Here is a 12588-nt window from a genome sequence, read left to right as displayed (position 1 = left end):
AACGCGGCCGCCTGGCCGCGTTCGCCCGAGCGACCGGCTCCACCGACCCGGTGTACTCCGACCGGGACGCGGCCGCAGGCGCCGGACACCGCGACCTTCCGGTCCCCCCGACGTTCCTGTTCGCCATCGAGCTCGAGGACCCCGATCCGTTCAAGTGGATCCGCGAGATCGGCATCGACATGAACTACGTCCTCCACGGCTCGCAGCACTACGCGTACCACCGGCTCGCCTACGCGGGAGAACGACTGACGGCGACCTCGACCATCACGGACGTCTTCAGCAAGAAGGGCGGGGCATTGGAGTTCGTCGTCAAGGCGACCGCGATCACCGACGAATCCGGCGGACCCGTCGCGGACCTGACCTCGACCATCGTCGTGCGGAACCCGGGGGTGGGGTCGTGAGCCTCGACGTCGGCGCCGAACTACCGGCCCTCAAGATCGACCCGATCTCTCGCACGACGCTCTCGCTGTTCGCCGGCGCCTCGGGCGACACGAATCCGATCCACCTGGACCACGAGATCGCGCGGTCCGCCGGCATGCCGGACGTGTTCGCGCAGGGCATGCTGTCGATGGCCTACCTCGCCCGGCTGCTCACCGATCTGTTCCCGCAGGAGCGGCTCCGCTCCTACGGGGTGAAGTTCGCCGCGATCACCCCGGTGAAGGCCCAACCCACCTGCACCGCCGTCGTCACCGCCATCGACGAGATCGACGGGGAGCGGCGGGCCACTCTCGCCCTGACCGTCGCGCTCGACGACGGCACCGTCACCCTGACCGGCGACGCGGTCATCGCCCTCGCCTGACCATCCCTCACGAACTGGAGAACACCATGGGCAAGCTGGATGGCCGGGTCGCACTGGTCACGGGTTCCGGCCGCGGCATCGGCCGCGAGATCGCGCTCAAGCTCGCCGCCGACGGCGCCGCCGTGGTCGTCAACGACCTCGACGACGCGCCCGCCAAGGAGACCGTCGCCGCGATCGAGGAGGCCGGCGGGCGCGCTGTGGCCTGCGCGGGGAGCGTCACCGCCGACGGCTTCGCCGAGCGGTTCGTGCAGACCGCGGTGCAGGAGTTCGGGGGCGTGGACATCGTCGTCAACAATGCGGGCTACACCTGGGACTCGGTCATCCAGAAGATGACCGACGAGCAGTGGGACGCGATCCTCGACGTGCACCTCAAGGCGCCGTTCAAGATCCTGCGCGCGGCCCAGCCCGTGATCGCGGCGGCCGCCAAGGCGGAGAAGGCCCAGGGCGCCGTGCGTTGCCGCAAGGTCGTCAACATCTCCTCGCTCGCCGGCACGGGTGGCAACCCCGGACAGGCGAACTACTCGGCGGCCAAGGCCGGCGTCATGGGCCTGACCAAGACGCTGTCCAAGGAATGGGGCCGGTACAACGTCACGGTCAACACCGTGGCGTTCGGTTTCATCAAGACCCGCCTCACCGAGCCGGCGACGGGCGGCGCCACCATCGAGATCGAGGATCGCGAGATCGCGGTCGGGATGAGCCCCGCACTCGTCGCCGCCCTGGAACAGATGATCCCGCTGGGTCGCGGCGGTACGCCGGAGGAGGCCGCGGGCGCGGTCTACCTACTGTGCCTTCCCGAATCCGACTACATCAGTGGGCAGACGTTGATCTGCGGCGGCGGTTTCGACATGTGAGGAGACCTATCGATATGTCTATATAAGTCACCGACGTGAGGACAACGTATGAGCGGCCCCCTCGACGGTCTCGTCGTGGTCGCCATCGAGCAGGCGGTGAGCGCGCCGTTCGCCACGCGCCATCTAGGCGACCTGGGTGCCCGTGTGATCAAGGTCGAACGAGTGGGCGGCGGGGACTTCGCGCGCGACTACGACGACGAGGTCGCAGGTATGGCCTCCCACTTCGTCTGGATCAATCGCAACAAGGAGTCGCTGGCACTCGACTTCACAACGGAGTCCGGTCGCGCGATCCTCGACGAGTTGATCTGTCGTGCCGACGTCGTGGTGCAGAACTTGGCGCCGGGCCGTGCGGCGAAGCTGGGGCTGTCGGCCTCGCAACTGGTGGGCAGGCACCCCGCGCTGATCGCCTGCGACGTTTCCGGCTACGGCGAAGGCGGTCCCTACGGCGACCGGCGTGCCTACGACCTGGTGGTGCAGGCGGAAAGCGCCTCGATTGCAACGACGGGCTGGGCGGAGCGCCCCGCCAAGCCGGGCATCCCGATCGCCGACCTGAGTGCCGGGATCTACGCGTTCAGCAGCATCCTCGCGGCCCTCTACCAACGCGAACGGTCCGGCGAGGGCCGGGCCATCCAGGTCAGCCTCTTCGACGCGATCTCCGAGTGGATGGGCTACAGCATCTACTTCACGCAGGGCAGCGGCCGTCGACACGTACCCAACGGGGTCAGCCACCCCTCGCTGTCGCCGTACGAGGCCTTCGCGACCGTCGACGGCCGCCAGGTCGTCGTGGCGGTACAGAACGACCGGGAGTGGTCGCGCATGGCGACCCAGGTGTTGGGGAGTCCGGACCTCGTCGTCGATCCACGCTTCGCCACGAGCGCGGCACGAACCGCTCATCGTGCCGAGGTGACAGAGGTCTGCGCCCGCGTGCTGGGCGTTCTGACGCTGGATCAGGCCATCGAGGTTCTCGACGCCGCCGGCGTCGCCTGCGGTCGGGTCAACCACTCCGACGAACTGCTGGTCCATCCCCAGCTCGACGCGCGCGACCGCTGGCGCCAGGTGGACTCGCCCGTCGGGCCGATCCGCTCCCTGCTGCCACCTCCAGTCGCGACGGGGTGGACCCCCCGAATGGATGCGATCCCCGACGTCGGCGGCAACACCCGGGAAATTCTGCGTGGCCTGGGCCGCAGCGAAGCCGCGATCACCGCGCTGGTGGCGGCGCGAGTCGTGGGGCTGGCACCCGGCGAGAGCGACCGGACAGGAGACCGCGATGGAAGCCGATGAGCTGAGCACCGTACTGAAGGAAGTGCGGCGTTTCGTCCGCCAGGAGGTCGTCCCCCTGGAGGAGAGCATCGACGAGAACGACGAGATCCCAGCCGGGGTCGTGGAGGCGGCCAAGCGGATGGGACTGTTCGGGTTCGCGATTCCGTCCCAGTACGGCGGGCTCGGGTTGTCGATGCACGAAGAGGCCCAGCTCGTGATGGAACTCGGCTGGACGACGCCGGCATTCCGGTCGCTGTTCGGCACCAACAACGGCATCGCCGGCCACACTCTGCTCGAGGGCGGAACCGAGCAGCAGCGGGAAACCTATCTGCCCAAACTCGCCAGCGGCGAATGGATTGCATCCTTCGGCCTCACCGAGCCCGAGGCGGGGTCGGACCCCGGCAGTCTCACGACCCGGGCGGAGCGGGACGGCGACCATTGGGTCGTCAACGGCGTCAAGCGCTACATCACCAACGCGCCGGTGGCCGAGGTGATCATGGTCTTCGCGCGAACCTCGCCCACCGGCCCGCCGAGCCGCAGCGTCTCGGTCTTTCTGGTGCCCAGGCTCGCGCCGGGAGTGAGCATCGGCCCGAAGGATCGAAAGATGGGCCAAGCTGGCGCGTGGTGTGGGGACGTGATCCTCGAGGACGTCCGGGTGCCCCACGAGGCCATGATCGGCGGCGAGGAGGGGGCCGGGTACGTCACCGCGATGCGTGCCCTGGCGCACGGGCGGTTGCACATTGCGGCCCTCTGCGTCGGCATGGCCGAACGCCTCGTACACGAGTCCTTGAGCTACGCATTGGCGCGGCAGCAGGGCGGCACGCCGATCGCCGAATTCCAGTTGGTCCAGGCGATGCTGGCCGACTCCAAGACCGACACGATGGCCGCGAGGGCTCTGGTTCTCGACGCGGCCCGTCGCTTCGACGACGGCGTCGACGTCAGGCTCGGCCCGGCGGCGAGCAAATACTTCGCGAGCGAGGCGGTTGGTCGAGTGGCCGATCGCGCGGTTCAGATTCACGGCGGGGCCGGGTACATGCGCGGGATCGCAGTGGAGCGTCTGTACCGCGACGCCCGGCTGTTCCGGATCTACGAAGGCACCAGTCAGATCCAGCAACTGGTCATCGCCGGCCAGATGATTCGGGCAGCCCGGTCCTGACCGCCCCACGCTGCCCTTAGCGGGCACATAGTCAACTCATTCAGCTATATCTGCGGAGGCAGCCACATGTCGCACTGGTACGCCGAGTTCCCGAGTCTGCACTTCGATCTGAACGCGGCAGGAGTGCTCGAGATCGTGCTCGAGGCACCGGGGCTCAACTCCGTCGGACCGCAGATGCATCGCGATCTCGCCGATGTCTGGCCTGCCGTCGAGCGCGACGACGGCGTTCGCGCCGTCCTGGTGCGAGGTGCCGGGTCGGCCTTCTCGTCGGGCGGAAACTTCGACCTGCTCGACGACATGGTCAACGACTACGCCAGCCGGATGCGGATCATGCGCGAGGCCCGCGACCTGGTCTTCAACGTCATCAACTGCACCAAGCCGATCGTGTCCGCAGTGTGCGGACCGGCGGTGGGGGCCGGCCTGGTCGTTGCGGTACTCGCCGACATCTCGGTGGTCGGGCGCACCGCCAAGATCATCGACGGGCACACCCGCCTAGGCGTCGCGGCCGGTGACCACGCCGCGATCTGTTGGCCCCTGCTCGCCGGCATGGCCAAGGCGAAGTACTACCTGCTGACCTGTGAGCCCCTGCGGGGCGAAGAAGCAGAGCGGATCGGCCTGGTCTCGAAGTGCGTCGACGACGACGCGGTCGTCGAGACCGCAACCCGCATCGCGAGACAGCTCGCGGAGGGGGCCCCGACGGCAATTTGGTGGACCAAGCACAGTCTCAACCACTGGTACCGCATGCTGGGCCCGGCCTTCGAGGCGTCTCTGGGCCTCGAGTTCATCGGGTTCGGCGGACCGGAGGTTCGCGAGGGCCTGGCGGCGCATCGGGAAAAGCGCGCTCCGGTGTTCGCCGCTGCAACGGCTGGGGCCTGACCCATGGGCGACCTCGACGGCCGAGTGGCCCTGGTGACCGGTGGAGCCGGCGGAATTGGCCGCGCAATCTGCCGCGCCCTCGCGGCAGAGGGGGCCACGATCGCCGTATGCGACGTCGACGGCGCGGCCGCCGCACAGACGGCTCGAGACCTCGGCGACGGTCACGGCGCCTACTCCGCCGACATCTCCGACAGCGCCGCCGTAGCCGAACTCGTGACTCGAGCCGCCCGTGAACTGGGACCCATCGGCATTCTGGTGAACAACGCCGGGATCGACAAGATCGAGCGATTCGTCGACTCCACCGAGCAAACGTGGCGAACGCTCGTCGACGTCAACTACCTCGGCACCGTGATCGTCACTCGCGCCGTTCTCGATTCGATGCTCGAACAGCGCTACGGGCGAATCGTCAACATAGGCTCCGACGCCGGACGGGTCGGCTCCTCGGGCGAAGTGGTCTACTCGGGTACCAAGGGCGCGATCGTCGCCTTCGGCAAGGCGCTCGCCCGCGAGGTCGCCACGAAGGGGATCACGGTCAACACCGTCTGTCCCGGGCCCACCGATACGGCACTGCTGCAGCAGGTGGCCGACCACAACCAGGGCATGTTCGACGCACTCGCGAAGGCGGTACCCATGAAACGCATCGGAACCCCCGAGGACGTCGCCCCCGCAGTCGCCTTCTTCGCCGGTCCTGGGGCGGCCTTCATCACCGGCCAGACCCTGTCCGTCAGCGGCGGCCTGACGATGGTCTGATAGCGAGATGGCCACCACCACATCCCTGACCTGCAAGGGCGCCGTCGCCTGGATCCGGCTGGAGGGTGCCGATCAGCTCAACGCGATCGGCACCGGCACCTACGCCAGCCTGGTTCGGCACCTCGATGAGATCGAATCTGACGCGACCATTCGGGCGCTGGTCGTCCACGGCGCGGGACGTGGTTTCTGCGCCGGCGCCGACATCGCCGAGATCGGCGGGTTTGCCGACGCCGTGCAGTTCGAAGCGTTCATTCACGGCTTGGCAAATGCGCTCGATCGCCTGGCAGCCAGCCGCCTGCCCGTGATCGCTGCGATCCACGGGGCCGCGCTGGGCGGCGGCCTCGAACTCGCGATGGCCTGCGACATCCGGGTCGCCACCACGGGGTCCCGCCTGGGACTCCCCGAGGCAAAGCTCGGCGTGCTGCCGGGAGCCGGCGGCACTCAACGTCTGCCCCGGCTCGTCCCGCACGGAGTCGTGGCGGAGATGCTGATGCTCGGCAGACTTCTCGATGCCGAACGAGCGCACCAGCTCGGGCTCGTGAACCGCCTTGCGGCGGAGGATGCACTCCTCACCGACGTCGCCGCCCTGGCGGGCGAGCTCGCAGATGGAGCACCGCTGGCGCACGCGGCGACCAAGGAGCTCTTGCTCTCCACGGCCCCGACCAGCCTTGCCGACGGCATCGTCGCCGAACGTCGGGCCACCACCGCTCTGTTCGCGTCTGCCGATGGGCGCGAGGGATTCGCGGCGTTCCTGGCGCGTCGCCGGCCGAACTTCACCGGTCAATGATCTGACATGGGTCCGACCCTCTCGGCGCAGCTATCGAGCAGGCGATCTGGACCGGGGTCCGGTGGACATTCTGGTGAACAACGCGGGCATCGACGTCATCGAGCCGTTCGTGGATTCCACCGAGGACACCTGGCGCCGCATCGTCGAGGTGAACTATCTCATCGGCACGGTGATTGTGAGCCGGGCGGTGCTGGACTCGATGACCGAACGGGGGTGGGGCCGGATCATCAACATCAGTTCCGACGCCGGCCGGGTCGGCTCCTCCGGCGAGGTGGTGTACTCCAATTTCCACCTTGACGGTGGTCGGCCGGCCGTCCCTCGAATTGGTATCACGGCGGCGCGAGCGCGTCTTTTGCCTGATCGGGAGTATTGGAGAGCGGCATTTATCGCCTCCGACCCAAGCCAGGTCGCGCCGCGCTCGCTCAGGGGGCTGTCCCGATGGGAGCGGGGTCAGTCCTCCAGGAACGCCGACAACAGCAGTGCTGCTTCCAAAGGGGCCCGCCGGTCAACGACTCGATAGCCCAGGAGGTCCTCGGCCCGGTGGACGCGGTAGGCGACGGTCTTCTGGTGGATTCCGAGCACCCGGGCGGCCCGGGCGTGGCTGCTGCCGACCTCCAGGAACGTCCGCAGCGTTGTCCGCAGCCGGCGCGTCGACTCCTCGGGGGCGTTGAGCTCACCGAGTTCCGACACCAGGAACCGCTGGGCCGCGCTGGGATCCGTGGACAGGGCGGAGATGAGGGAGACCGTGCGGTAGTGGACGATGTCGGTCGGAGGTCGGTCCCGCAACCCGCACACCCGGCGGGCCTCGCCGGCCTGGCGGTGGCTCTCCCGGAACCCGTCGAGGCCGTAACCGATGGCGCCGGCGGCGACGGCCACGCCGGCGGGAGGCGGCTTGGCGGCGATGACCGGGGCCAGCCGCCGAGCGTCGGCCGCGCCGAGCCAGGCCCACACGCAACCCCGCGAGGCGGGGACGAGGAGCGGCCCCTCGGTGCCGAGTTCCTCGGCCAGGGCGAAGGCGGTGCGTTCCAGCCCTTCGGTGCCCTGGGCCTCCATCCGCCGTGACGTCGGCCAGAGGACGAGGGCGAGGTGGTGCCGCCGGAGCCGGTAGTTCAGACGCTGGCTGGCCTGGTCGGCGTCGACGTCTTCGCCGGCGACGATCGCCTGGGCGGTGGCCACCCGCAGGGCGGCGGCGCTGGTGAGCTGACGCCGACGTTCGGGTTCGTACTCCGCCACGAGCCGCTCGCAGACGGAGTCCATGTAGCCGAACATGTGGGCCGACGACACCGTCATGATCTCGGGAAGGTCCTCAAGGCTCTCGATCCCCTCCGAGACGACCTTCATCCACTGATTCCACAGCTCGGCATGGCCGATCCGGTAGGCGCGCAAGATGGTGGTGATGTCCGCACCCCGGCTGATCATCGTCCGGAAGAACTCGAGCGCGCCCTCGGGCGGCTCGATCCCGGCGTTAGCCGGGACGCCATAGGTCATCATCGACATCAGGGCGCCGATGTTGCCGAGGCCGCTGGCCATCGTGGTCTCCCACGACTCCTCACTGTCGGGCCTTCCGAGCTCGGGGATCTCGGACAGAACCCTGGTCACGACGGCCGCCGAGACGCCCTCCAGGTCGGCGACAAGGGCGTTGGCCAGGCGGTCGAGCTCGACCTTGTACCTCGGGTGACCGCGGCTCAGATCACGCTCACGCGACATGTCGAGGATCCCGTCCTGTCACGCGGATGGTACCGATGACCGCCCGGCCCAACCATCCCCAGCTGAGTGGGCCCGGCGGCCCCCGTCACGCGGTGATCTTGAACCCGACCTGGTCCTCGAACGTGGCCAGGTTGAAGTACTCGTGCATGACGGCGATCTTTCCGTCGCGCAGCTCGAAGTAGCCCCCGACCGGAAGGTCGGTGTGCCCCCCCGCAGCGGTCATCCGGTCGATCCGCTCGGTGAACACCTTGTCGCCGTCGACCATGAGATTGGTGATTTCCAGATCGAGGTGGTGCATCAGGTCCAGAAATGTCTTGAATACCTGCGCAACGTTCTCGCGTCCTTCGACCACCGGGACCGGGATGTTGTGGTAAATCATGTCGTCGGTCACGTAGGAGAGAATCTCGTCGAGATCTCGCCGCAGCCAGGCCGAACAGAAATCGCGGACGACCTGCTCATTGGTTGTCAATGTTCCTCCCATTTTCACCGTGACGGTCGTCGGCCGGCCGTCCATCGAATTGGTATCACGGCGGCGCGAGCGCGTCTTTTGCCCGATCGGGAGTATTGGATAGCGGCATTTATCGCCTTGCCCCAAGCCACCCGATCCGGGAGCCTACTCACGCTTCTTCGTTTCGGTTTCTTTCGTTCGTTGGTTTCGTTGGTTTCGTTGGTTTCGTCGAGCTGGCTGATGTCCTGCTCTTACCGCGAGGTCGAGAACGCCCGGCGAAAGCGGGATGTCGACGAGCTCGCCGCTCAGGCGCAGGCGCTCGGTTTGTACCCCCGAGCTCGGGGGTACGCCCCGCTTCGTTCCACCGACGTCGCCGTCCGAACTGAGGGTTCGTCAGGTATGGCGGCCCTGTTCGACCTCCTCGGCCTGGGCGACGTGCGCGACCTCGACATCGCCGAGGCCTGGCGGCCGCGGCCCAACCGGGACCGGCGGCGCACCCCCGAAGTGACCTAGGCCGGCGGGGTCGAGAAGCGACCCGAAGCGCTGCATGTTGTGGGAGTGGGCGAGCTGGTGGAGCCCGAAGGCGGCCTGGAGCGCCGTCCACTGGCCCTGGGCGTCGAGTGTCTGGTTCACGGCCTGCTTGGCCAGCTTCAGGCCCATGGACGGCTGAGCGGCGATCCTGCGGGCCAGGTCGGTCGTGAACCCCTCCAGCTCGGATCGGGGGACGACGTGGTTCACCATTCCCAGCCGGTGGGCCTCGGCGGCGGTGACAGCCTCCCCCGTGAAGAGCATCTCCTTGGCCTTGCGGGGCCCCAGCTCCCAGGGGTGGGCGAAGAACTCGACGCCCCCCACCCCGAAGGCGACCACCGGATCCGAGAACTTGGCGTCGTCGGCTGCCACCACCAGGTCGCAGACCCAGATCAGCATGAGGGCGCCGGCGATCGCCTTGCCCTGCACCGACGCGATGGTCGGCTTGGGGAAGTTGCGCCACCGCCAGCACAGCCCGAGGTAGATCTCCTCCTCAACGGCCAACCAGCCTTCGGCGCCGGGGAGGTCGAACCCGCCCCAGCAGCCGACCGGCCGGAACGGCGTCATCGGCGAACTGGCGTCGCGCAGGTCGTGGCCGGAGGAGAAGTGGGGTCCGTCGGCCGCCAGCACCACCACCTTCACCTCGTCGTCGGCCGCCGCCGCGTCAAACGCCTCGTTCAGCGCGTAGAGCATCGCCTTGTCCTGGGCGTTGCGGGTCTCGGGCCGGTCGAGCACGATGCGGACCACACCGGTCTCGAGGTGCTCGTAGCGAATGGTGTCGCGTGCAGTGCCCATGTCAGAGGTGGGCGACGCGAGGCATGACCTCGTTCGCCATCAGCTCCATCGAGTGGAACCAGGGTCCGGGGTCGTCGATGTAGTCGTAGCTGAGCTGCAGCAGCGTTCCGAAGCCCCCGGTGGTGGCGGCCAGCTGCTCCAGCCTGGCCACGACCCGGTCCGGGGACCCGACGAGCCAGCAGTTCCGCATCAGGTAGTCGGCGGTGACCTCGTCATCGGGTACGGCCTGGTCGTGCTTGAGCAACGAAATCAGACCGAAGGCCCGGATCACCGGCAGGAAGTATTCCTCGGTCATCCGTCCCATGTGGCTGGCGGCCGCCCAGCGGAAGGCCTCCTCGTCGGTGTCGGCCACGAAGACGTCCCGCACGACCCGCCAGTCGGACCGGTTTGCCACACGGCCGGCCTCGGCCGCTCCCTCCTCGACCATCTCCCAGTGGTCCCGCACGTAGTCGTCGCCGAGGTTGAGGCTGAGCGGCATGAAGCCCCGCTGGCCACAGACCCGCAGGGTGTCCGACCGGGGGGTGAGGGCGGCGATGCCGATCGGGGGATGCGGCGTCTGGAACGGGCGGATGTGCGACTGCATCAGCCCGCCGACCATCGGCTCCGGTCGGGCCACCGTCCAGTAATCCCCCTTGAACACAAAGGGATCGGGGTCGGTCCACAACTTGAGGATGATGTCGAGGGCCTCCCACATCATCTTCCGGTTCACGCCGGCCGCGCCGTCCACACAGAAGAGCGCGTGGTCGGACGGGATCCCGCTGGCGCCCACCCCCAGCATGAGTCGCCCCTGGGCGAGGTGGTCGAGATAGGCGACGCGGTGGGCCAGCTCGGCGGGATGGTGGTAGGGCAGCAGGTGGGCTCCGGGGGCCAGCACGATCCGGCTCGTCTCCATGAGCGCCTGGGCGATGAGCAGGTCGGGCGCCGGGCACGGTTCCCAGGCCACGGTGAAGTGTTCGCCGATCCAGGCTTCGGTGTAGCCCAGCTCGTCGGCCCGCCGGATCACGTCCAGATCCCAGCGGGCCCCGTCGGCCAACGGCCGCTCCGGGGGGTGGCACGGCATGAGGAACATCCCGAGTTGCATGGTTCTCCCTCTTCGGGTTCGAGATCAGGACAGGCAGGCGCTGGTGCCGCCGTCGATGACGAAGGTGGTTCCGGTGGTCAGGGCGGCGTCGTCGGAGGCCAGGAAGGCGATGGTTCCGGTGACGTCGGACGGCTGTCCCATCCGGCCCTGCATCCGTTCGATCATGGGGAGGGACGCGCCGTCGGCTCCGAGCAGCTGGTCGAAGACGCTCATCGCCCGTCGCTGCATCGGTGTGTCGATGAAGGCCGGGCAGATGGCGTTGACCCTGATGCCGGCCGGGCGCAGCTCGACGGCCGCCGTCTTCGTGAGCATGACGACCCCCGCCTTGGAGGCGCAGTAGGCGGTCAGGCCGGGGAACCCCACCAGCCCGGCCAGCGACGACATGTTGACGATGCTGCCGCCCCGCTCGGCCATGGCCAGGGCGGCGTATTTGGTTCCGAGCCACGTGCCCTTCAGGTTGATGCGCAGCACCCGGTCGAAGTCGGCTTCGAGCATCTCGGTGATCGGGGCGAAGTGTTCGACGCCGGCGATGTTGACCATGACGTCGAGCCCTCCGAAGCGGGTCACCGCCTGGGTCACCGCCTGCTCGACATCCTCGGCCGAGGAGACGTCCGCCCCCTGTGCGTCGGCGGTGCCGCCGGCGGCCGTGATCTCATCGACGGTGGCCAGCGCGCCCTTGTCGTCGATGTCGACGCAGAGCACCTTCGCTCCCTCGGCGGCCAGTCGATGGGCCGTCTCCCGGCCGATCCCGCCGGCCGCTCCGGTCACGATGGCCACCTTGTTCCGCAGGCTTTCGTAGGCCATGTCCGAACCTCCCTTCGCTCCTCGGCCAAGCGTCCGAGTCGAAGCCCCCCCTGTCATTGGCTCGGCCTCGGCCTGTGCCGGGGAGCACTTGTCGTCTCAGACCATCCGGGGAAGAGCTAGCCGGGCTCAGCTCCACAGGGTTGTCCCGGGAGGCCAAATCCACCCGTTCCGCTTGTCCCGATGGGAGCGGGGTCAGTCCTCCAAGGAACACCGACAACAGCAGTGCTGCTTCCAAAGGGGCCCGCCGGTCAGTGACTCGATAGCCTGCCCGCATCAGCGCCGAGGCGAGGCATCGAAAAGGCATCAACAAGTCCGACACCCATCGACCTCCCACGACGCCGGTCGACACGAACGCCGAGCTCAGCGGCATGATCCGGGGCCAGCCGCTACCCGACGACACGTTGAATTGAAGCGCCCCAGGTTCTCTGCCGCTCTCATACGGGTTGCGGTTCCTCGGTGAGGGCCGCGTAGTGGGCTGCCTCGTATTCGGCCGGGGCCATGTAGTCGAGGCTACTGTGCAGGCGCCGGTTGTTGTACCAGTCGACCCAGCCGGCGGTGGCGTACTCGACGTCGTTGATCGTGCGGTAGGGCCCGGCGTGGAAGACCGTGGTGCGGATGCATTCGGTCTTGTAGAGCCCGATCGTGGATTCCATGAGCGCGTTGTCGTAGGCATCGCCGACCGACCCGATCGAGGGTTTGATCCCTTCGAGTTCGAGGTGCTCGGTGTAGCGAATGGACGTGTACTG

14 protein-coding genes and 1 pseudogene are annotated in these 12588 nt (G+C 68.1%); 9 read left to right on the top strand and 6 right to left on the bottom strand.

Features of this window, described 5'->3' with window-relative positions; all coding sequences use genetic code 11:
• The 9 genes and pseudogenes from H0X00_RS14625 to H0X00_RS23895 form a co-directional block, all read left to right on the top strand.
• The coding region (locus tag H0X00_RS14625; RefSeq protein WP_293772329.1) for a MaoC family dehydratase N-terminal domain-containing protein at positions 1-401 on the top strand (401 nt) is incomplete at its 5' end.
• Positions 398-799 carry a MaoC/PaaZ C-terminal domain-containing protein gene (locus H0X00_RS14620; protein WP_293772328.1) on the top strand — a complete coding sequence of 134 codons (402 nt, stop codon included), beginning with the start codon at positions 398-400 and terminating at the stop codon, positions 797-799. The genes H0X00_RS14625 and H0X00_RS14620, both read left to right, overlap by 4 nt.
• Before the next feature lie 26 nt (positions 800-825).
• Entirely contained in the window at positions 826-1650 is an 825-nt protein-coding gene (locus tag H0X00_RS14615) for an SDR family oxidoreductase (RefSeq protein ID WP_293772327.1), read from the top strand.
• Between the two features lie 48 nt (positions 1651-1698).
• A complete protein-coding gene (locus H0X00_RS14610) occupies positions 1699-2931 on the top strand; it encodes a CaiB/BaiF CoA-transferase family protein (RefSeq protein WP_293772326.1) in 1233 nt (410 codons plus the stop codon).
• Positions 2918-4066: an acyl-CoA dehydrogenase family protein gene (locus tag H0X00_RS14605; RefSeq protein ID WP_293772325.1), complete on the top strand. Its 1149-nt coding sequence runs from the start codon at positions 2918-2920 to the stop codon at positions 4064-4066. Before H0X00_RS14610 ends, H0X00_RS14605 begins: the two co-directional genes overlap by 14 nt.
• A gap of 66 nt (positions 4067-4132) precedes the next feature.
• Positions 4133-4942, top strand: coding sequence for an enoyl-CoA hydratase/isomerase family protein (locus H0X00_RS14600; protein WP_293772323.1), 810 nt, complete (start codon positions 4133-4135; stop codon positions 4940-4942).
• 3 nt (positions 4943-4945) lie between these two features.
• Positions 4946-5692, top strand: coding sequence for an SDR family NAD(P)-dependent oxidoreductase (locus H0X00_RS14595; protein WP_293772321.1), 747 nt, complete (start codon positions 4946-4948; stop codon positions 5690-5692).
• 7 nt (positions 5693-5699) lie between these two features.
• Positions 5700-6479 (top strand): enoyl-CoA hydratase-related protein, encoded by a 780-nt coding sequence (locus H0X00_RS14590; protein ID WP_293772319.1) that lies wholly within the window; start codon positions 5700-5702, stop codon positions 6477-6479.
• A 55-nt stretch (positions 6480-6534) separates the two neighbouring features.
• Positions 6535-6762: pseudogene (locus H0X00_RS23895) on the top strand (SDR family NAD(P)-dependent oxidoreductase); the annotation flags it as partial.
• A 167-nt stretch (positions 6763-6929) separates the two neighbouring features.
• Here H0X00_RS23895 and H0X00_RS14580 read toward each other — a convergent pair.
• The 6 genes from H0X00_RS14580 to H0X00_RS14555 all read right to left on the bottom strand — a co-directional run.
• Positions 6930-8186, bottom strand: coding sequence for a helix-turn-helix domain-containing protein (locus H0X00_RS14580; RefSeq protein ID WP_293772315.1), 1257 nt, complete (start codon positions 8184-8186; stop codon positions 6930-6932).
• 85 nt (positions 8187-8271) lie between these two features.
• A complete protein-coding gene (locus tag H0X00_RS14575) occupies positions 8272-8781 on the bottom strand; it encodes a nuclear transport factor 2 family protein (protein WP_293772313.1) in 510 nt (169 codons plus the stop codon).
• Between the two features lie 246 nt (positions 8782-9027).
• Positions 9028-9957, bottom strand: coding sequence for an enoyl-CoA hydratase (locus tag H0X00_RS14570; protein ID WP_293772311.1), 930 nt, complete (start codon positions 9955-9957; stop codon positions 9028-9030).
• A gap of 1 nt (position 9958) precedes the next feature.
• Positions 9959-11038, bottom strand: coding sequence for an LLM class flavin-dependent oxidoreductase (locus tag H0X00_RS14565; RefSeq protein ID WP_293772309.1), 1080 nt, complete (start codon positions 11036-11038; stop codon positions 9959-9961).
• Positions 11039-11062: 24 nt separating this feature from the next.
• Positions 11063-11842 (bottom strand): SDR family NAD(P)-dependent oxidoreductase, encoded by a 780-nt coding sequence (locus tag H0X00_RS14560; RefSeq protein ID WP_293772307.1) that lies wholly within the window; start codon positions 11840-11842, stop codon positions 11063-11065.
• Between the two features lie 434 nt (positions 11843-12276).
• On the bottom strand, positions 12277-12588 hold a 312-nt coding region (locus tag H0X00_RS14555), incomplete at its 5' end, for an integrase core domain-containing protein (protein WP_293772305.1).

The sequence above is a fragment of the Sporichthya sp. genome (genome assembly GCF_013815995.1).
Classification (GTDB): Bacteria; Actinomycetota; Actinomycetes; order Sporichthyales; family Sporichthyaceae; genus Sporichthya.
Note: the sequence above shows the minus strand (reverse complement) of the source record. Positions and strands in the feature narration are given on the sequence as shown.

Bases quoted from the DNA above. Each gene is read 5' to 3' on its own strand.
- H0X00_RS14615 (WP_293772327.1), top strand. From the start codon at position 826: ATGGGCAAGCTGGATGGCCGGGTCGCACTGGTCACGGGTTCCGGCCGC.
- H0X00_RS14610 (WP_293772326.1), top strand. From the start codon at position 1,699: ATGAGCGGCCCCCTCGACGGTCTCGTCGTGGTCGCCATCGAGCAGGCG.
- H0X00_RS14605 (WP_293772325.1), top strand. From the start codon at position 2,918: ATGGAAGCCGATGAGCTGAGCACCGTACTGAAGGAAGTGCGGCGTTTC.
- H0X00_RS14600 (WP_293772323.1), top strand. From the start codon at position 4,133: ATGTCGCACTGGTACGCCGAGTTCCCGAGTCTGCACTTCGATCTGAAC.
- H0X00_RS14595 (WP_293772321.1), top strand. From the start codon at position 4,946: ATGGGCGACCTCGACGGCCGAGTGGCCCTGGTGACCGGTGGAGCCGGC.
- H0X00_RS14590 (WP_293772319.1), top strand. From the start codon at position 5,700: ATGGCCACCACCACATCCCTGACCTGCAAGGGCGCCGTCGCCTGGATC.
- H0X00_RS14580 (WP_293772315.1), bottom strand. From the start codon at position 8,186: ATGTCGCGTGAGCGTGATCTGAGCCGCGGTCACCCGAGGTACAAGGTC.
- H0X00_RS14570 (WP_293772311.1), bottom strand. From the start codon at position 9,957: ATGGGCACTGCACGCGACACCATTCGCTACGAGCACCTCGAGACCGGT.
- H0X00_RS14565 (WP_293772309.1), bottom strand. From the start codon at position 11,038: ATGCAACTCGGGATGTTCCTCATGCCGTGCCACCCCCCGGAGCGGCCG.
- H0X00_RS14560 (WP_293772307.1), bottom strand. From the start codon at position 11,842: ATGGCCTACGAAAGCCTGCGGAACAAGGTGGCCATCGTGACCGGAGCG.